Consider the following 20,314-nt stretch of genomic DNA (forward strand, 5'->3'; position numbering starts at 1 on the left):
TATTACTCCTCCTTATGTTGCTTTATATTGTATTATTTTTTAATACCGTAATAAGATTTATCCACCACGGTCATGATCCTGGCCTTCTTGGCTTCGGATAAATTAAGAGTCCCGATGGTGTTTACAGCTTTTGCATAGTATCTGCCGGCTATTGCTTTTGTATAAGCGGTTCCGCCAGCTTCTAAAACCCTGTCATAGAGTTCTTTTGCGGTAACCAAACCGTTTTTAACTTGTTTTACAAAGTTCTCATCCTGCTTCATGGTATGGATGAGAGGAAGGGTGACAACTCCTTCTTCATAATCAGACCGGACGTTTTTCTTTGCATCACTTTCATCCATCTCATAATCAATGCAGTCATCCATAAGCTGGAAAATCATGCCTACATCGTTGCCGGTCTTCCGGTACATGCGAAGCTTTTTCTCATCCTTTGTGGACAGCGTAGCGCCGCCGAGAAAGGATGCTTCAAAAAGTGCTGCCGTCTTTCCTTTGATGATGCTTAAATAACGGTAAACTGATAAATCCAGATTTCCATTGTTGATTTCCTGACGCAATTCTCCCATGCAGATCCTGCACAGGTAATTGGACATATCCAAGGCTTTGTATTCGTCTCTCTGAGGAATGGAAGTCGCCAGTTTAAGGGCCAGGGATAAAAGATAATCTCCGCAAATGACCGCTGCCTTTTTTCCAAATCTCTTTTGAAGTGTTTCGATTCCACGCCTTGTATCAGCATCATCGATTACGTCATCATGGACCAGGGTGGCCAGATGCAGCAATTCTACCGCAGATGCCAGAGTAACGGCTTCCGCCGGGACTTTATCCTCTTCATCCATGGAACAGGCCATCAGCCCATAAGCACGGATGAATTTACCAGTGGATTTTGCCAGATGGGCTGTGTAAGTCCTTATGACAGGAGGCGCTGAAGATAAATGCTTATCTACAGTCGATGCCATCAAATTGAAAGCCTCTTCAAAACCATAACGCAGGCTGTCGGCATCCTCCAATAATTCTCTATTAGTCATTGTATAAATACCACTTCCTTATAAAGGGAAGTTTTCTCCATTTTTTCTTAAGCCAGGGCATGAAATAATAATCAAGGCCAAGGGTTCTGCCACCGCCGATTAAGACTGCTATGCCGGCGAAAATCATCCAGAACGTGTTTAAGTAAAGGCCGGTGGTACAAACGAACATAAACTGAAGCACCAGGGACGCAGCAGAGGAAAGGAAGTTGAACAAGCCAGCCATCAAAGCCAGACCGATCAGGATCTCCGCGATCACGATACCGCGCTGCATGAACAGCTGCAGTCCGCCGTTAGGCAGTATTACATTGTTCACAAACCAGTTCATTGGAGCAAAATCCAGTTTAAAGGCATAATCAGCCAGAGTCGAATGGGATAAGCCTTTGGAACTGACAAGGGTAGCGTCGATTAATCCTAAAATATGATAGGAGAAAACCGCAACACCGCTGGAAACTACATCTGTTGCAGCTCCTGTGGCGCTGGCTACTGCATCTGCTGCAGCACCTGTAGCGCTTGCTACCGCGTCTGCCGCTGCACCTGTAGCGCTGGAAACTGCATCCGCTGAAGGAGCTGCTCCACCGATTCCTGTGATTCCGTAGGGAGCCAGAATGTTGTTGAAGAATTGATTGGCTCCTCCAAAGAATCCGCTCAGCATGGGTTTCCCCATCCATCCTTCTACAATCTTCATAACGCCTTCAAATACCCATACGGCACCCAGCCAGACGCGCAGCGGCATCAGCAGGAAGCTTGGGGTTCTGTTGGAGAAATGTCCTCCCAGGAAGCTTCTGCGGTTGCGAATGGTAAAGAATTCGTGACACACGTAGCTCCAAACTTTATTCCAGCCCAATACCTGGATAAAATAAATCACATTGATAAAATGCTTGGAAAGCATGGCAAAGAAGGAACATAAGTTAAACATATGGTTGGGAAGTCCTACCCGCGCCACTCCATAGCGGCCGCCTACAGAAACCATAACGCCGTGGAAGGACGGTTTATACTCCTCCATGGCACCGGTGCCGGTAATGGCACATATCAGGTTGTGGGCGGCGGTATGAGCGCTCTGCTCACAGTTTTCCACCATCTGGGGTACAGGCGCCTCTTCTCCCTGAGGTACAAACATCATGTTATCGCCTACCACATAGACTTCTTCATGGTCTTTGGCTCTGAGGAAAGAATCTACCTGGATCCTTCCGCGCCCTACGGATTCCAGCGTCTTGGCTGCTTCTCCGGTAATATCGGCGCTTTCAATACCGGCTGTCCAGATTACGGTCCCAGCAGGATAACGGTTTTTCCTGCCATCCTGATTCAATTCGATGAAATCTTCGCCGATGGCGGTCACACCGGTTTCCATCATTACCTTTACGCCCATTTTTTCCAGGCGCTTTTCTACCTTGCCGGACAGCTTCTCCGGAAGGATGGGCACCGATCTCTTTAAAACATCTACGTTATGCATGGAGACAAGAGACGGATCTATTTCATACTCTTCACATAAGAAGGGCACATATTCCGCTAATTCTCCGGCCATTTCTACACCGGTAAAACCGGCTCCTACTACATAGAAAGTCAAAAGACGGCGCTTTTCCGCCTCGTCTGGCTCACAGGCCGCTTTGCGGAACACATGGTGAATCTGTTCCTTTAATAACACAGCATCTTCATAAGACCAGAGCTTATAAGAATACTCATCTGCACCTTCCACACCGAAATAGGTTGGCTTAGAGCCTGCGGCCAGGACTAAATAGTCGTATTCGTATTCACCCAGGCTTCCCGTCAGTTTCTTCTCTTCAATGGAAATCTGGCTGATGGTGTCTGTGATAATTTCCACATTCCGTCCAGCAAATGCTTTCTTAAGACTGATGCGGATGCTGTCTTCCTCTACTCTTCCAGCGGCCACCTCATGCAGTTCTGTGAGCATGGTATGGAACGGATGCCTGTCAATGATGGAGATGCTTACCTCGTTGTCAATCTTCATCTTGCGGAATTTTTTTTCGAGTTTTTTGGCAGTTAAAATACCGGCATAACCGGCACCTAATACTACTATTTTCTTCAAGTCTTCCCCTCCTTGTATGATAGCGGCTCGCAAAACGCCACTTTGATATTATTATAACATATGGGAACGATTTTTACCATAATTTTATCGCAAATCGATAATTTTTACCACTACTTGAAACTTTTTCCTTATTCTTAAATTTTCCTGCCAAAAAGGAGCCGGTAATCCTCATCCGGATTTTCATGATCGGTGGGAATAAAGCTTGCATTCTAATGGCTTCTATAATGATTTTGGGCTTTTTTTTATTTTATAAACAGGATAGTTATGCTATAATAAAGGTTCAGGACATTTACATTTAAGAGAAATATGAGGTAACAGATGAAATCTTTAAAAGAATTAACGGTAATACAAAAAAGAGAGCTGATCCTGGTTGTGGCCATCCTGGTGATATCAGGACTGCTCTCCGGGATATTTTATGTCAGAAACAGAAAACCGGCAGAAGAAGTGGTGGTCACTGTAGACGGCAAGATTGTGGCGACCCTGGATCTTCATAAGAATACTGACATGGTCATCGATGGGTATGGCGGCACGGATCATCTGATCATCAAAGACGGCTATGCCAGTATTACAGAAGCTTCCTGCCCTGATAAGGTATGCGTCCGCACCGGCAAGATCCATAGAAGCGGTGAACTGATTGTCTGCCTGCCCAACCGGGTGGTGGTGACAATTGAAGGAGAAGATTAGTAATCCGAATATATCATCTGTTTGTGGAGAATCATAACCAATATCGGAATAAAAAGTACCGTTATGTAAAAATATTTACTTTTTTAGGACTGATTTATCCTGTGGATCAGGAAAGGAGTTGGTATGGGAGTGATTCAGACAATGGTTCGTATAAGTGAAATTGAATTAAAAGAATTTAAAAATACCAAATACGGACGAATTATGATGCCGTCTGCCGGCAGTAAGGATTTTTTCTCAAAAACTGCGGACATTCTCGGCATTTATGGCCAGAATGGTTCGGGAAAAACGGCAGTGATTGAAGCGATGGGGGTTGTTCAGACCCTGCTTACGGGGCGGCCCCTGTCTAAGGAAGTGGTTCACTATATTTCCAAAGACGCGGAAACCTGTACAATTACAGTTAAATTTATTATCCAGACAGACTGTAAAAAAGCCATGGCAGAATATTCTGTCCAGTTTAAAAGGATTTCCAAAAGCGACTTTGAAATTATTCACGAAACCCTCTGTTCCTCTGCCTGGACCGGAGATAAATTTGAAAGCAAAAAAACCGTGATTGATTATGGGCTGCATTCGGAAGGCCCAATATTTACTCCTAAATATCGATTGGAAGATTTAATACGGGAGAATATTGAAAATAAAGTTAATTTAAGCGTTGCAAAAAAACTTGCTCGGAAAGATCTGGTTTCTTTTATTTTCGGCCCGGAAGGCAGGGGAGTATTTTTATCCGCGGCCGATGATGCGTTTGAGGATTATGCTTATATTATCCAATCTATTTATCAATATGCAGGCATGAACCTGTTTGTAATTTCCAATGCCCATGCAGGAGCAATCAGTATGAATTTCATGATCCCGTTTGCTTTCCGCGTGGATCTTGGCGAGAAGATCGCAAAGGGCGATCTTCTCATAAGGCTTGATGAGCCGTCGGTGATCAGTCAGGAGCATTTTAAAATAGCAGGGCAGATCCTTCATGAGATGAATATCGTTCTTGATGCCATGATCCCCGGTCTTTCCATCGGAATTTATGACTTTGGCGAACAGCTTCTTGAACGGGGGGAAACAGGGCACAGGGTCGAATTAATCTCAAAACGTGGTGATATCACAATTCCCCTGAAATATGAGTCAGAAGGGATCATTAAGATCATTTCCGTTCTAAATGCCCTCATGTGTGTTTATAACAATCCATCCATGTGTTTGATTATTGATGAGCTGGATGCCGGCGTTTATGAATATCTTTTAGGGGAACTGCTTTCTGTCTTTGAAAAGGGGGCAAGGGGACAGCTGATTTTCACATCGCATAATTTGAGGGCATTGGAAATGATTCATAAAAGCAGCATTGTTTTTTCCACCACAAATCCCTCCAACCGGTATATCCGTTTGCAGAACATAAAGAGTAATCATAATTTGAGGGATATGTATTTGCGGAGCATCGTATTGGGCGGTCAAAAAGAAGGGATTTATGCGGAAACCGACAGTGTGGAGATTGGCCGTGCATTCAGACGTGCCGGAAAGGCGGTAAGGGATGGCGGCCAAGACTAAGAAAGTAATTCTTTTTATCGTGGAAGGTCCCACTGACGAGGAGACATTAAGTCCTGCTCTTAAAAAAACATTTCAGAGGGAAGATGTCCGCTTCCATGTGGTTCACGGCGATATGACAAGCAACTGGTCGGTATCAGGCAACAATGCCGTTAAAACGGTATATGAGCATATAGAGGTGGAAAGAAAGCGGTATGGCATTGAGAAAAAGGACATTCTTAAGGTGATCCATCTTGTTGACATTGACGGGGCTTTTATTCCGGCGGACAAGGTCATTTCCGGCACGAAAGGGGCAATCCAATATTTTGATGACCGGATCGAATCTGCAGACCCTGAAGGGGTCGTTGACCGGAATACAAGAAAGTCTCAGGTGCTGCACCGGCTGTGTACGGCTGATGCTGTTGGTAAAGTTCCGTATTCCATCTATTATTTTTCACGGAATCTTGAGCATGTGCTCCATAATGATAACGGGGATTTGACTGACGATGAAAAGATAAATTATGCAGATGCTTTTGCAGACAGGTATGGTTCTGACCAAAAGGGCTTTCAGGCATTTATTTCATCGGATGATTTTGCAGTGCCCGGGGACTTCCGTGAGACATGGAACTTTATTATGCAGGGCTTAAATTCATTACACAGGCATTGTAACCTCCATTTGCTATTTCAGGAGGGTTAAACGAAGATAAACGCCTGTAACAGGAGGGAATTATGAGTGATTATGAACGTGCAATGGCAGTAAATTTGAGATAGCTGGAATGTTGGCTAAGAAGAGGGAATATCATAGATTAAACATATTATGCAGAGCGAGATCATGGGATATTATATAACCGTTGAAAAGAATGTAAATATTTACGTGGAGGATCTTAATCCGGACTGCAAAAATACAATTTTATTTCTTCATGGCTGGCCGGGAAGTCATAAGCTTTTTGAATACCAGTTTGATGTGCTTCCTGCGATGGGGTTCCGCTGTATCGGCATCGATACAAGAGGATTTGGAGATTCCGATAAGCCGTTTAGCGGGTATGATTATGACCGGCTGGCCGATGATGTCAGAGCGGTTATCGATGCACTGAATCTAAAGGATATTACCCTGGCAGGGCATTCCACCGGAGGAGCAATTGCCATAAGGTACATGGCAAGGCACAGAGGGTATGGGGTTTCAAAGCTTGCTTTGTTTGCTGCAGCAGCGCCAAGCCTTATTAAACGCCCGAATTTTCCATATGGACTTGATAAAGATACAGTGATTCAAATTATTAATGGAACCTATGCGGACCGTCCTAACATGTTAAATAATTTTGGAGATATATTTTTCTTCCAGCATATTACCCAGCCGTTCTCCCAGTGGTTCTTCCAGCTGGGCCTGCAGGCAGCAGGATGGGCAACGGCGGCAATTGCAAATACCTGGATCGAAGAGGTATTATTTTCGGATCTTGAGGCAATCAATGTTCCGACCTTAATCATTCATGGGATCCATGATAAAGTTGTACCTTATCCTCTGGGTCAGATCCAGAATCAACTCATTAAAAACTCCAGGCTGGAATCCTTTGAATTCAGCGGTCATGCTACCTTCTATGACCAAAAGGATGAATTTAATAAGGTTCTTGTCGAATTCGCAGGAGGAACAGGAGCATGTTAGAAAGAGGGCTGCCGCAAAACAGATGTATCATCATCTGTTTTGCGGCAGCCCTTAATCGTTCTTTCACACAAATATAGCAGCCTGGTGTTCTGCCCTTTTCTTAATATTTGTCATAGGACGGCTCTGTACCGGCTTCATATTCATACTTTTTTGCATTTTGTATCTCTGGTTGTTGCTCTGTATCCAGTTGGAATTTGTCTACTTCTTCCCGCAGGGTATTGGCCTGGGCGCTCATTTCTTCGCTGGAGGCTGAATTTTCCTCAGCAGTTGCTGCATTTGCCTGTATAACCGCCGATACCTGTTCCAATCCTATGCGGATCTGCTCAATGGAAGAAGCCTGTTCGGAAGCCGACAGATTGATCTTATTGACGATATCATTGATAAAGCCGGTGGTTTTATCAATATCCTCCAGGATCTGCGCGGTTTTCTGAGTGATCTCAGTGCCTTCCTGAACCGCGTGTACGGAATTTTGTATCAGCTCTGCGGTCTGTTTTGCAGCCTCTGCGGATTTGGCGGCAAGATTGCGTACTTCGTCAGCTACCACGGAGAAACCCTTTCCTGCAGTACCTGCCCGGGCGGCTTCAATGGCGGCATTGAGAGAGAGGATATTGGTCTGGAACGCAATGTCCTCAATGACCTTAGTTATATTGGTAATCTGATCGGAAAAGGTGCCGATATTGTCCATTGCTTTTGTAAGCTGCTTCATATGAGCGCCGCCGTTTTTAACGTTATGGCTGGTCTGGCCTACATACTCGGTTGCTTTTATAACATTTTTTGAATTCTCCGCAGCTTGTTCTGTGATGCTTACAATGGAGGAGGACAGCTCTTCTACGGAAGCGGCCTGTTCCGTGGAACCGGCTGCCAGCTGCTGTGCTCCGGCAGATACCTGTTCTGTTCCTGTATTTACCTGCTGTGCGGCGACATCAATCATGGTGAGGGTATGGTTTAAAGAGGAGACTGTTTTTATAATTGCTTTTTTGATGGCCTCAAAGTCTCCGACATAGTCCAGATCCATGGAAAACCGCATATCTCCCTGGGAAAGAAGGTTTAACTTTTCCGTAATGTCGCGGATGTAGGAAGTAATGGCAGCGTTTGTATTTCTGATATTTTCAGCCATGCTTCCAAGCTCATCCCTGCTTACATATGTAACCCGGGCCTGTAAATTTCCTTTTGACATTTCTTTGTAAACAAGATCAATTTCCCTCACAGGATCCAAAATGGATTTTCTGATGATCATGGTAATGAAGAGGGTAAACAGAAGTGAAATCAGCAAGGATAGGGAAAGGGAGAACCATGCTGACTTTGTGAAGGCTTGCGCTTCCAGCTTTTGGGAAGTAGCAAACTGAAGCTGGATATCAGAAAAGTTTGACAGAATTTCTCCGGCCTGATCAATGGCAGGTGAATAATTGGTTTTATAGGATTCGTAGGCCTTGCTGCTGTTTCCTTTGGAGGAAGCATTAAGCAGCCCTGAAATCTCTTCTCTGGCAGCCTTTGTCTTTGATAACAGATCTCTTATCTGTGCGATATCGTTATCTCTTGCGCTGGAAGACTGGTTGCCGGCAAAAGCCTCCAATGCGCCGGAAACGCTTTCTTCCTGTTCCTGGGCCTTAGCCAGGCTATCCTGAACGGCCTGTACATCATCGTCTAGAATTGCCTGTAAAAGATATTTTTGCGCCGAGGCCAGACTGGATCTCATGGTCCATGTACTGTTTGTGTTTGGTACGGTATAGCGGTAATAGCGTTCCACCTGGAATCCCAGATTTTTCGTGTTTCGTGCAGATAGGGCGGTGGATGCTATGATTATCAGCAGCATTACGCCAAAACCTAGAATCAGCTTTTTGCCAATAGATAAGTTTTTTATAAGAGAGCCTTTCTCTTTGCCGGAATCTTCGGCATTTGTATTCTGTTTTTTCATCTTATCGTTCCTTTCCCGATTTTTTTATCTGAATGTGTTCAGGCTGTAAAATGCTTTAAGTCCTATGTTATATATCGGAAATGTTCCGCTAATCATAAGAATTCACCTGTTATTTTTTTAACTGTACAGACTGCCTGGAGTATTATCTGTTTAAGAGGAATGATTCCGGAAGAGGATAGAAGGAAAGAAAGCCTCCGGCTTTTGTGCCGGAGGCTTTCTGGTTTTATTTTGTAGATGAATTATAATTTGCGATGGCTGCATTCACTTTTTCGGCCAGGAAATTAACCGCCTGCTCCGGAGTGTAGGTGCCGTCATAGGTCTTTTCCATTGCTTCGTTAAAGAGCTTTCTGGACTCGGTTGCTACTCCGGATAATACGCCTGCGGTGTATCCGTTGACAGGGGTAGCCTTTAACTGGTTAATGGCTGTGGTAAAGTTGGGATTCTGGGCAATAAAATCCTTCATGGCAGGAGTTTCATAAGCCTCCGGGTTAACTGCGAAGTATCCGGTGGACATGCTCCAGGTGGCCTGGGATTCCGGTGCGGTGGTAAATTCGATGAACTTCCAGGCAGCGTTCTTTCTCGCCTCGTCCTTATTGTCCATCATCCACAGGGAGGCGCCTCCGATGATTACGCCGCCATCGGCAGCTGCTGCATCGATCTTTGGAAGATATCCGGTACCGATTTCAAAATCGCTGCTGGCCGTAGCATTTTTAAGAATAGCCGTGGATTCAATGATCATGGCAGTCTGACCGGAGAAGAATGCGGTCTGGGTATCAGCGGTGGTGCTGCCGTAGTTAGCCGCATAACCGGAATCCATGAGCTTTTTCCAGGTTTCAAAAATCTTAAGTCCTGCTCCGTTGTTTAAGAAATCCACTTCGGTAGCCGGCGCTTTACGCCCGTTTTCATTGTTTGCATAAAACTTTCCCTGTCCTGCAATCTGCTGTTCAAAGAACCAGCCGTAAATGGCCTGGGCGTAGCCCACAGGAGCTGCTTTGCTTTCCACGATTTTCTTGGAGAATTCCAGAACCTCGTCAAATGTCTTGGGAGGGGTGTTAGGGTCTAAGCCGGCAGCTTTAAAAACGTCCTTGTTGTAGTACAGCATTGGAGTGGAAACGTTAAACGGCATGGACATCTGTTTTCCGTCTACCGTATAGTAGCTGGTGATGATGTTCATAACGGTAGAAGGATCAAAGTTTGTGGAAGCAAACATATCCTGCACCGGTATGGCATAACCGCTGTCGGTCATAAACTTTGTACCGATGTCGTACATCTGGCATACATCCGGCATGTTGCCGCTTTGCATTGCTGCTTTCAGCTTGGTGATCAGGTCGTCATAGGTTCCCTGATATTCACTTTTTAATTCAATCTCATTCTGGGATTCGTTAAAGGCCTTAACAAGAGCTTCGGTTGCCTCCCCGTTTACGCCGCCCATGGCATGCCAGAGGGTGATGACTGTTTTTCCCCCCTCTGCGGTCGCTTTTGAGTCAGCCGCTGCTTTTGTTGTACTGGCTTCTGTGGAACCTGCCGCTGTGGTTCCCCCGGAAGTGGAAGCACCTCCTCCGCATGCGGCAAGAGTCATGGACATGACCGCGGCCATAATTGCCGCCAGAAATCTTTTTCTTCTTTTCATAAATATCCTCCTTTAATTATATGGTTTTATCTATATACAGCCCCTTTGGGTCCGCATAAAATACTTATCCTTTTACGGAGCCTGAAGTAAGTCCGGAAATCAGCTGTTTCTGCCCTAATATGAATGCCAGGATCGAGGGAACCAGGATGATCATGGAACCGGCCATGACCGGACGGAAATCTGTGGATTCCGCACCCTGAAGCATTCCAAGACCGATCTGGACGGTCCGCATGTTTACCGAATCCGTCACAAGAAGAGGCCATAAATAGTGATTCCAGCTTTGAAGGAATATGTAGATCCCCAGTGCGCCCATGGAGGGCTTTACAAGAGGGAGGGCAATGAAGCAGAAGAAACGGAAGTTGCTGCAGCCGTCAATATCCGCCGCCTCCTTTATCTCCATCGGAAGCTGGAGAAAAGCCTGTCTCATGTTAAACACTGCAAATGCGGAAGCTACGTTTGGAAGGATCAAGGCTGTATATGTGTTCTTAAGACCCAGATCACAGATGATTAAATAGTTTGCAATGATGATAGCCTGGCTGGGAATCATCATGGTTGCGAGCATCAGCAAAAACAAAACGTTCCGTCCGCGGAATTTCATCATGGAAAAGGCATAGGCCGCCAAAGCTCCGGTAACAATCTGTCCAAAAGTAACGGTACCGGACACGATCAGGGAGTTTTTGATAAAGGTAAAAAACGGGGCCAGCTGCAGGGCTTTTATGTAATTGTCCGGGATTAGCTGCCTCGGCCAGAAGCCGCCGGAAAATACCTCCTTCATGGTCATCATGCTGACGTTAAAGCAATAGACAACAGGTGAAATGATGATGACTGCAAAAAGGATATTTAAAGCATAAAGCAAATATTTAACCAGTTTGTTTTTCATCAGTAAGTCACCTTCTTTTCCAGTTTAAATTGTAGCAAGGTCAGAATCATCAGGATTAAGAATAAGACGATGGATTCTGCGCAGGCCATGCCGAACCGGCTGTTTATAAAGGCCTCCTGATAGATTTGGTATACAATGACGTTGGTACTTCCGGAAGGCCCGCCCTGGGTCATCATCTTAACCTGAGCGTAAGCCTGAAGGGCATTGATGACATTGATGATTAAAAGGAAAAACAGGGTAGGAGATATGCAGGGGATGGTGATATGCCTGTGCTTGGCATAAAATCCGGCTCCTTCAATAGCTGCACATTCATACAGGTCTAAGGGAACGCTTTGTAAGGCGGCGGTAAGGAAAATAAAGTTTAAACCGATGTTCATCCATACGGTCACAAGGGTGACAGCGCTCAGTGCATACTTAGGATCCGTCAGCCATCCGATGTGGGTTCCCAGAACCTTGTTGATAATTCCCAGACTGCTGTGAAAAATGAACATAAAAACAACGGAAGCTGCTGCGGCGGAAATTGCCATGGGCAGGGCATAAATGGTTCGAAACAGGTTTTTCCCCTTAATGTCTTCATTGCTTATGATTGCCAGGATAAACCCTATGACAATGGAACATAACACGGTCATGACTGCGTATTGAAAGGACACCAGAAGGCTGTTTTGAAAGGCCTGGGAGGTAAAGATGGTTAAATAGTTCCCAAGGCCCACAAGGGAGGAAACTGCCCCAAGGGGAGTTGTCATGGCAAAACTGAGCCAAATGGTCTTGAGGAACGGCCAAAACAGGAAAGCCGTAAAGAAAAACATGGCCGGTAATAAATAGAGATAAGGCTCGATCACCCGGAAAAATCGTTTCTTTTTCATGGAAAACTTATCCTCCTTTTTCTAAAAGAAAAAGAGAACCAGCATTACATTTCACCTTAGAGATAATGGCGGAAATGTAACGTCTGCTTTCTCTTTTTCTCTAGCAAATGTTTCATTGACGTTAGTTTATCATATTAATTGTTATAATGCAATATATATTTGATCAAATTCACTACAAATTTAGTGATATTTTGATATATTATTAACAAGCAAGTAAAAATATGAATTAATTTTTATAAAAAAGTCGAGTAAAACAAGGCTAAAATTATACTTAATGAACAATGACGGGCTCTGCCTGTCCGGGAGTGGGGAGGAATAAGCAGCCGCCGATGCAAATCTTACGAAACCAGAATGGCTATTCACAAACGCATGGAGATGGGGTATAATAAGCCTATTGCACAGCAATCTGAAATTGAAATGAAAGAAAGATGGGGGATTGTATATGAATGGTAAGAAAATCTTGTCACTGGTGCTCGCTGTAACTATGGCAGCAGGGCTTAACTGCATGACTTCCATGGCAGCATCCAGAAAGAAGATCACAACGGTGAACTTAACCGTGACTGCAAATATTGTACCGGGAGGCTCTATATCTGATCAGCAGGCTGAGGTAACATCTAAAAACAGCAAGATCGATGTGGGAGAGTATGAATTTACCAACAGCGGCTTTCAGTGGTATGAGAATGATGTACCAAGAATGGAAGTGAAGCTGTATGCCCAGGAAGGGTATTATTTTTCCGTAACAGAATCCGGTTTCGCGATTGACAGAGGAACCTACGTTAAGCAGGCAAAGGAAGATTTCAGCCAGACGCTGACGCTGACCATAGATCTTCCCAGGGTCGGCGAGTTTACCCAGGCCATAGAAAGTGCGGCATGGGGATCTAAAACCTTGGCTGTCTGGAGTCCTGCAGCCGGGGCGGGAAGCTATGAAGTGAAGGTGTACCGTGACGGAAAGCACACGGGAGGAGTAAAGACCTCCGTTGGAACGAGTCTGGACCTGGCGGATTCCATGGGAAAAGTTGGAAACTATACCTTTAAGGTGCGCCCTGTCAATAAACAAAATGGTGAGAATAAAGGTGACTGGGTGGAGTCTTCCGCCAATTATGTTGATGAGACGGCCGCAGGACAAAACCGTACATCCTCCCCAAGCGGAGGCGGCTGGAAGCAGGATGGAACCGGCTGGTGGTATGCAAACAACGACGGAAGCTATTCAACCGGCATCTGGCAGAATATCAATGGACAATGGTATTACTTCAATGAGAAGGGCTATATGGCTACAGGCTGGGTTGCATGGAACGGGAAACAGTATTACTGCGATCCTGCAGGAGGACAGATGCTGGCAAACACCATAACCCCTGATGGGGCTAAAGTTGGAGCCGATGGAGCGAAACTTCCTTAGGATTAAAAAATTGGCGGGCTGCTTTTGGCGGTCCGCCTTTTTGACCGCCTGGAGACGGACCCTTTTAAAAATACTTGTAGGATTAAAGATTCTATCATATAATAACAGGGCGGAGGCAGACAGGAATGACATTGAAAAAAACAGGAAAATTTTATAAGCGGATATTGATGGCAGCGGCAGTCCTCCTGGCCCTTTGTATGGCAGGATGCAGCCCAACTGCAAGCTCTTCCCCATTGCCCCAGAGAGAAGTGGGAAATGAGTCGGGTACGGATCTAAGGGTGCATTTTATTGATGTGGGTCAGGGAGACAGCACATTAGTAGAAAAAGACGGGCATTTCATGCTGATAGACGCAGGAGAACGGGACCAAGGCGAGGCAGTTGCTTCCTATCTGGAGAAACAGGGAGTGAAGACGCTGGATTACGTGATTGGAACCCATCCCCATTCAGACCATATCGGCGGGCTGGAGGCAGTTATCCGTAAATTCGATGTTCAAAAGGTCCTTTTACCGGAAAAGGAACATACCACAAAAGTTTATGAACGCCTGCTTGATGCCATAGCGGATAAAAATTTAAAAATTACCCTTCCTAAGCCAGGAGACAACTACACGTTAGGAGATGCATCTTTTCAGATCATCGCTCCCAACAGGGATTATGGGGATGATCTGAATAACTGGTCCATAGGTCTCCGCCTGGTTTATGGGAATAACAGCTTTGTCTTATGCGGAGACGCAGAAAAAGAAGCGGAAAAGGATATGGTGGCAAACGGCTTTCCTTTAAAAGCCGATGTGCTGAAGCTTTCCCATCATGGAAGCACCACCTCTTCATCCGAAGGCTTTATGGATCAGGTTGATCCTGAATATGGAGTGATTTCCTGCGGAAAAAATAATGATTATGGCCATCCTCACAAGGAAATCCTGGATATGTTAAAAAAGCGGAACATTAAGGTTTTGCGGACGGACCAGCTTGGAACTATTGTGGCAGTGAGCGACGGATCAAAGGTCACCTTTCCCGGAATCGCGGAAGGAACTGGTGAAGACAGGACGCAAAGTACTGCGGCAGACCAGGATTATGTAATAAATACCAACACTAAAAAGTTTCACAGGCCGGACTGCAAGTCGGCAGCTTCCATGAAGAAAGAGAACCGGAAGGCTTATAAGGGCTCCAGAGAGGAACTGATACAGATGGGATATGAGCCGTGCCAAAGCTGCAACCCTTAGCCTGGCACAGAAAGGGAATGGGAAAGGTTATGAAGTATACCATTGACAGAATCGGGGAAAAAGTCGTTATCTGTGAGAATGAAAACGGAGACATGGTTAAGGTTCAGGCCTCCGAACTGCCGGAAAACGTAAGGGAGGGAGATATCCTTACCGAGGCTGAGGGGACGTGGACACTTGAGAAAGAAGAGACGGAGAGGCGCAGGCAGAAGATACGTGAGAAGCTGAGAGGTCTGACAGAATAAAGGATTAAAGAGTGAATAATGAAGAATTATATTGTACTGGATCTGGAATGGAACCAGAGCGCCGGAGGGAAGGAGGAGACGGTAGAACACCTTCCCTTTGAAATCATAGAGATCGGGGCGGTAAAGCTTAATGAGGCTCTGGAAGAAATAGAAGAATTTAAACGGCTTATAAGGCCCCGGATTTATCCGGAGCTTCATGAAAAGATATTGGAAGTGACCCACATGGATGAAAAGACTCTGATGGAAGAGGGGTGGGACTTCGAGGAAGCCGTAAAGGAGTTTCTTATATGGTGCGGAGAGGACGCTGTGTTCTGCACCTGGGGCTCCATGGATTTAACGGAGCTGCAGCGGAATATTGCTTTTTATGGAATTCCAAACCCATTTCCCAAGCCCTTTCTCTACTATGATGTACAAAAGCTTTACAGCCTGCTTTATGGGGACGGTAAAGACCGGCAGTCCCTTGACATTGCAGTTTTAGAGCTGCTGATCATGGAAGAGCGGCCTTTTCACCGGGCTCTTGACGATGCTCATTATACCGGGCGTGTAATGAATCATATGGAGTTTGAAAAGGTGCGGGAATACTGGTCAACGGATTATTACCGCCTGCCGGAAAATAGAGAGGAAGAGGTATACCTGGTATTTCCCGGGTATTCCAAATACATCTCAAGGCCCTTCGAGACAAAACAGGATGCCATTGGGGACAAAACCGTTACTGATTTAATCTGCTGCAAGTGCAACCGGATGCTGAGAAAAAAGATCAGATGGTTTTCCGTGAACCAGAAGTTCTACACGGCTCTTGGGTGCTGTCCGGAGCATGGAAATGTGAAGGGCAAGATCCGCATGAGGCGGAACGATGACGGACGTGTTTACGTAGTTAAGACCATGAGGCTGGTGGGAGAGGAAGACGTCCGGGAGATTTTTGAAAAAAAAGAAGAAACCAGAAAAAAACGGGTGGAAAAGACGAAAACCCGAAAGCAGAATAAAAAGAAGGGGGATTCCCCCCTTTCCTAAATTTCGCTTTCCTTCATTCGGTATCCAACTCCGATTTCCGTGAAGATATATTTGGGCTCTGCTGGATTGTTTTCTATTTTTCTGCGGATATGTGCCATATTAACGCGAAGGATCTGGTTGTTGCTGTCTGCGTAAGGTCCCCAAATATGGCTTATAATATAGTCATAGGTCAGGACCTTGCCGGAATTTTCCGCAAGAAGAGAAACCAGCTTATATTCGATCTGAGTCAAATGGATCTTATGTCCGTCAAGTGTGACCAGACGCTTGGCAAAATCAATGAGCAGGCCGTCGCTGCTGTATGGAGTGGGTATGACAGAGCCATCCACGGTGCTGACGGTAGGCCTTCCATGACGCAAAGCAGTGCGGATCCTGGCTAAAAGCTCACTGGTTCCAAAGGGTTTGGTTATATAATCATCGGCGCCGAAATCAAGAGCAGCTACTTTTTCATGCTCCTGGGTCCTGGCGGAAATGACTATAATGGGGATAGAAGTCCAGCTTCGGACGCTTTTAATAATATCGATTCCATCCAGATCCGGAAGCCCTAAGTCCAAAAGGATCACATCAGGGCAAAGGGAATTGATCAGAGCCAGTCCATCCCGCCCGTTATATGCGGTATTTACCTTATAATCATGTCTTTCTAATGCGCTTTCAATAAAGTTGCAAATATTCTTTTCGTCTTCAATCATGACGATTGTAAACTTACTCATAAGCATTCTCCCCTAATGGTAATGTAAATGTAAAAACTGCGCCATGTTCTTCATTGGCGGCTGTGATTTTCCCGTCGTGGGCAGTAACAATGGCTTTGCAGATAGAAAGCCCGATTCCCATTCCCTTATGGGAATCATAGCTGCTGTTGGGCGATGAGGTATAACCGTCAAATAAAGTCTCCAGCCGTTCCGGGGAAATTCCCACGCCATGATCCCGGACCTGAAACCATGCATATCCATCCTGTACGAAGATTAACAGTCTGATGGAGTCTGTTGAATTGGAATGATAGACGGCATTTTCCAGGAGGTTGATAATAACCTGTTCGATTAAGGTAGCATCCATCGGAACCATGACAAGTTCGTCCGGTACGGTTACACGGACAATGGATCCTGGCAGCCTTTTGTGAAAACGTTCAATAGCTTCGGAGGCGACCTCTTCCAGTGGCTCCAGGCGTTTTAAAACCTGAGCTCCGGTATCCCGGATCCTGGTGACGCTAAGCAGATTTTCTACCATATTTAAGAGCCAGTTGGCATCTTCCCTGATATTGGAGACCAGGCTGGTTTTTTCTGTCTCTGACATCGTGTCTGAATTTTCCAGGTATATGCTGCTGGCACCGATGATTCCTGTGAGGGGGGTCCGAAGATCATGGGAAATAGCCCGTAAAAGGTTTGCTCTTAAAGCTTCCTTTTCTGCTTCCATTAACATCTTTTCCCGTTCATTCAGGATACGGCTTTGCTCTTTTAAATGGGTCGTAGTAGCACTTGTAATGGATGAAATGATCAGCAGTGCAATGAAGGTAACTGGGTAACCTTCCATTATAAAATTAAACGCCATATATGGGTAAGTAAACACAAAGTTTACACAGATCACGCTGATAATGGAGGCAATAACTCCCGGTATATAACCGCTGGAATAGCGGGAAATCAAAACCACTGCCATCATATAGATGATTCCTACGTTGTTAGTATATCCTCCCAGTATGTGCATCATGTAGGAAAGGATGGTGGCAAACAGGAGGCAAATAAAGGTTACTATGAAATTACGAAGCAGATCCTTTTTGGTTATAATTTTCTGTCTTTTCATGGAATACCCCTTGTTAGCTAAGGTCATTTGAAACGGCCTCCCCGCCGTCCTTTCCGCTTTGATGAATAGGAACTGCGCCTTTGTTCAAGAATACTGTTGAATTCATCGGCAGAAAAACCGGAGTCCCGAAGGCGTTTCATGCGCTGCTCCCGCCTTATAAGGAAGTCCTGCTCATCCTTGTGTTTCTGGTATATGAAAAAAGCTGCTGCGCCTCCTATTAAAGCGATTGCTCCCACGCTGCCTAATATAAGCCAGGCGGTTAGAGGGATCTCAAAGGGCCTTAAAGCCTTTTCCCGGTAATCTTCAGTTTCTTTTTCCGAATGTTTTCCGGAAGGATTTACGGAAGTCTGGGCTGCAGATGGATCCAAAGCCTCGCCGGACTGGGAAGATGTTTCCGCCTGGGGGTTGGTGGCGATCCTGGTTTCTGCTGCTTTATTCTGGAATAAGGCGTCATTTACCTCCAGGAAGGTACTGCCTACGACTCGGTCATTATAACGGTAGTTTATTTTTGCGATGGCATTTTGAGGGTCGCCCGATGATATATCATAGCTGAGCTCCGCCTTTGCATCTGAAAAATTTGCCGTTTTAGGCAGGATGATCCGGCTGTCAGGATCTAAAATCAGAGCTTCCGGCCTGGTGATGGACAACCCGCTGAAATTTAAGTCGCTGGTAACGGAGCTGTAGGTTTTTTCGTAATCTGCAGCTTTTAAGGAAACAAAATTTTCAAAACCAAAATTCAGAAGATTTTTAGTGTCCGCCCAATACTGTGGAGTAGATCCCTTTAAGATTATGGTAATCAGCTTCATTCCGTTTTTTTCCGCACAGGTTATCAGGGTATTGCCGGCCAGCGTGGTATAGCCTGTTTTGCCGCCGATGATGCCCGGATAGTAGAAAGGTGTGCTTTTTCGCATCATTTTATGTCCGGGATAGATGGAAAGCCCTTCTTTATTGATGGAGTTAGGCGGAAGCTTATAATAGGTAGTGGAGTCGATTTCTTCAAAAACAGGATTATTAAAGGCTGCTCTTGCAATGAGGGCCATGTCGTACGGGGAAGTATAATGATCCGGGTTATTTAAGCCGCTGGGATTGGAAAAATGGGTATTGGTACATCCAAGCTCCTTAGCGCGGACGTTCATCATTTCAGCAAATGCTTCGGTACTTCCCGCCACATGCTCTGCAAGGGCGTTGGCTGATTCATTGGCTGATTTAAGCAGCAGGGCATAGAGGCAGTCCTTGACAGACAACTTGTCCCCCTCATTGATCCCGGCATTGCTGCTTCCGGATTCCACATTAAATACGGCATTATGGGAAAACGTTACAGTTTCATCAAGACTGCATTTTTCAATGACCAAAAGCGCAGTCATGACCTTTGTAATGCTGGCCGGAAAATATTCGCTGTGTATGTTCTGGCCCCACAGAACGGTTCCGGTGTCTGCATCCATCAGAATGGCTCCCTGCGCCTGGACCGACGGACCGGATGGCCAGTCTGCAGCTCCCATCGAAGTCTTGGTAAAGGATGAGGCAAAAAATAGCAGGCATAGAAAAAATATAAAAATCTTTTTCGAAAATTGAGTCATATTGAGTAATCTCTCCATAAGCTTTCATTCGGTTTCAGACAATACTTCATTCTACAGTATAGGTTATTTGCTGTAACAAGTAAAGTTTATTTGCGATTTTTCCCGCATTTGTATATCAATGAATCAACTGGATATGCTTATATATCCGTTGATTTACAAACTTAAGCTGCAAGATGTTTTCTTTTAATCTTGCCCATAAGAAAAAGGCAGATTGCAAAAATAAGCAGGATGGAGAAAAGGTAGATAAAACCGATGAGAAAGACCGTGTCCCGAAAGAAGCCTTCCGGAACGATGTTAATGAGCATATCGGTGGTAGGATCCAGCATCCATAGATCATTTTTAAAGAATATATGGTGGAACATAATGAAATACCTGGTAAAATCGGTGGAAATAATAATCGCTATGACAGCGGACAGGAAAAAAAAGATTCCGGTTCCCGCACACACAGCCCTGGGAAAGGTTCTCTTAAAATCAGTCTTTAATAATAGAAGAACAACAAGGCATAAGGCCATGACCATGAGACAGCCTCTCCGAATGGATAGGGCACCTAAAAAAAGACCGCGGACATCCTCCATATGGGCGATTTCGCGGGCATTAAAAAACTCCCGTTCTACGCCTCCCATGGTGGTTTCTACGTGAAGATTATCCCTCTTCCCCCGCAGATAGGACATCATCTCACCGGTAACGTCAAGGAGATCATCCGTTGTCATGGAGACTGTCTGGGCTACATTATATTTGGTATATTCTTTTTCAAAGTATCCTGGAATCCAGTAAACGGCTGCCTCCACAGAAGTGAATAAAAGCACGATCATAAGGCAAAGGGAAAATATAATTCCAGCAGTATATTGAAGCAAACGGTTCATGGGATTCCTCCTTGAG

At 45.2% G+C, this 20,314-nt stretch carries 18 protein-coding genes; 8 read left to right on the plus strand and 10 right to left on the minus strand.

Annotated elements, in window-relative coordinates:
- Positions 1–32: 32 nt before the first annotated feature.
- Together AC27IJ_RS21915 and AC27IJ_RS21920 are read right to left on the minus strand one after the other, a co-directional pair.
- The gene (locus tag AC27IJ_RS21915) at positions 33–1,019 is read right to left on the minus strand and encodes a polyprenyl synthetase family protein (protein ID WP_487150801.1); all 987 of its coding nucleotides are present in this window, start codon (positions 1,017–1,019) and stop codon (positions 33–35) included.
- Positions 1,012–3,063: an NAD(P)/FAD-dependent oxidoreductase gene (locus AC27IJ_RS21920; protein WP_312440822.1), complete on the minus strand. Its 2,052-nt coding sequence runs from the start codon at positions 3,061–3,063 to the stop codon at positions 1,012–1,014. Before AC27IJ_RS21920 ends, AC27IJ_RS21915 begins: the two co-directional genes overlap by 8 nt.
- A gap of 318 nt (positions 3,064–3,381) precedes the next feature.
- On the opposite strand from AC27IJ_RS21920, the gene AC27IJ_RS21925 reads away from it, so the two are divergent.
- The 4 genes from AC27IJ_RS21925 to AC27IJ_RS21940 all read left to right on the plus strand — a co-directional run bounded on the left by AC27IJ_RS21925 (position 3,382) and on the right by AC27IJ_RS21940 (position 6,913).
- Positions 3,382–3,747 carry a NusG domain II-containing protein gene (locus AC27IJ_RS21925; protein ID WP_312440823.1) on the plus strand — a complete coding sequence of 122 codons (366 nt, stop codon included), beginning with the start codon at positions 3,382–3,384 and terminating at the stop codon, positions 3,745–3,747.
- A 123-nt stretch (positions 3,748–3,870) separates the two neighbouring features.
- On the plus strand, positions 3,871–5,280 hold the full coding sequence (locus AC27IJ_RS21930) for an AAA family ATPase (protein ID WP_312440824.1): 1,410 nt from the start codon (positions 3,871–3,873) through the stop codon (positions 5,278–5,280).
- Positions 5,264–5,953, plus strand: a complete 690-nt coding sequence (locus AC27IJ_RS21935; protein WP_313257185.1) for a hypothetical protein — start codon at positions 5,264–5,266, stop codon at positions 5,951–5,953. Before AC27IJ_RS21930 ends, AC27IJ_RS21935 begins: the two co-directional genes overlap by 17 nt.
- Before the next feature lie 135 nt (positions 5,954–6,088).
- Positions 6,089–6,913 carry an alpha/beta fold hydrolase gene (locus AC27IJ_RS21940; protein WP_313257220.1) on the plus strand — a complete coding sequence of 275 codons (825 nt, stop codon included), beginning with the start codon at positions 6,089–6,091 and terminating at the stop codon, positions 6,911–6,913.
- A 100-nt stretch (positions 6,914–7,013) separates the two neighbouring features.
- On the opposite strand, the gene AC27IJ_RS21945 is transcribed toward AC27IJ_RS21940, so the two are convergent.
- The 4 genes from AC27IJ_RS21945 to AC27IJ_RS21960 form a co-directional block, all read right to left on the minus strand.
- Positions 7,014–8,828, minus strand: coding sequence for a methyl-accepting chemotaxis protein (locus AC27IJ_RS21945; RefSeq protein ID WP_312440827.1), 1,815 nt, complete (start codon positions 8,826–8,828; stop codon positions 7,014–7,016).
- 223 nt (positions 8,829–9,051) lie between these two features.
- Positions 9,052–10,458 carry an ABC transporter substrate-binding protein gene (locus AC27IJ_RS21950; RefSeq protein WP_312440828.1) on the minus strand — a complete coding sequence of 469 codons (1,407 nt, stop codon included), beginning with the start codon at positions 10,456–10,458 and terminating at the stop codon, positions 9,052–9,054.
- A gap of 64 nt (positions 10,459–10,522) precedes the next feature.
- Positions 10,523–11,338, minus strand: coding sequence for a carbohydrate ABC transporter permease (locus tag AC27IJ_RS21955; RefSeq protein ID WP_312440829.1), 816 nt, complete (start codon positions 11,336–11,338; stop codon positions 10,523–10,525).
- Positions 11,338–12,201: a carbohydrate ABC transporter permease gene (locus AC27IJ_RS21960; protein ID WP_312502477.1), complete on the minus strand. Its 864-nt coding sequence runs from the start codon at positions 12,199–12,201 to the stop codon at positions 11,338–11,340. Before AC27IJ_RS21960 ends, AC27IJ_RS21955 begins: the two co-directional genes overlap by 1 nt.
- 442 nt (positions 12,202–12,643) lie before the next feature.
- On the opposite strand from AC27IJ_RS21960, the gene AC27IJ_RS21965 reads away from it, so the two are divergent.
- The 4 genes from AC27IJ_RS21965 to AC27IJ_RS21980 all read left to right on the plus strand — a co-directional run bounded on the left by AC27IJ_RS21965 (position 12,644) and on the right by AC27IJ_RS21980 (position 16,067).
- Positions 12,644–13,597: a cell wall-binding protein gene (locus AC27IJ_RS21965; protein ID WP_312440831.1), complete on the plus strand. Its 954-nt coding sequence runs from the start codon at positions 12,644–12,646 to the stop codon at positions 13,595–13,597.
- Between the two features lie 125 nt (positions 13,598–13,722).
- On the plus strand, positions 13,723–14,814 hold the full coding sequence (locus tag AC27IJ_RS21970; RefSeq protein WP_487150807.1) for a ComEC/Rec2 family competence protein: 1,092 nt from the start codon (positions 13,723–13,725) through the stop codon (positions 14,812–14,814).
- Between the two features lie 29 nt (positions 14,815–14,843).
- Entirely contained in the window at positions 14,844–15,056 is a 213-nt protein-coding gene (locus tag AC27IJ_RS21975; protein ID WP_487150809.1) for a DUF3006 domain-containing protein, read from the plus strand.
- Between the two features lie 18 nt (positions 15,057–15,074).
- Positions 15,075–16,067 carry a 3'-5' exonuclease gene (locus AC27IJ_RS21980; RefSeq protein ID WP_312502471.1) on the plus strand — a complete coding sequence of 331 codons (993 nt, stop codon included), beginning with the start codon at positions 15,075–15,077 and terminating at the stop codon, positions 16,065–16,067.
- On the opposite strand, the gene AC27IJ_RS21985 is transcribed toward AC27IJ_RS21980, so the two are convergent.
- The 4 genes from AC27IJ_RS21985 to AC27IJ_RS22000 form a co-directional block, all read right to left on the minus strand.
- Positions 16,064–16,774 (minus strand): response regulator, encoded by a 711-nt coding sequence (locus AC27IJ_RS21985; protein WP_312440835.1) that lies wholly within the window; start codon positions 16,772–16,774, stop codon positions 16,064–16,066. The genes AC27IJ_RS21980 and AC27IJ_RS21985 overlap by 4 nt on opposite strands.
- Entirely contained in the window at positions 16,767–17,885 is a 1,119-nt protein-coding gene (locus AC27IJ_RS21990) for a sensor histidine kinase (protein WP_487150812.1), read from the minus strand. Before AC27IJ_RS21990 ends, AC27IJ_RS21985 begins: the two co-directional genes overlap by 8 nt.
- Entirely contained in the window at positions 17,882–19,435 is a 1,554-nt protein-coding gene (locus AC27IJ_RS21995; RefSeq protein ID WP_487150814.1) for a D-alanyl-D-alanine carboxypeptidase family protein, read from the minus strand. Before AC27IJ_RS21995 ends, AC27IJ_RS21990 begins: the two co-directional genes overlap by 4 nt.
- 161 nt (positions 19,436–19,596) lie before the next feature.
- Positions 19,597–20,298, minus strand: coding sequence for a TIGR01906 family membrane protein (locus tag AC27IJ_RS22000; protein ID WP_312440838.1), 702 nt, complete (start codon positions 20,296–20,298; stop codon positions 19,597–19,599).
- Between the last annotated feature and the right edge of the window lie 16 nt (positions 20,299–20,314).

The sequence above is a fragment of the Lacrimispora sp. YZC11 genome, assembly GCF_057543815.1.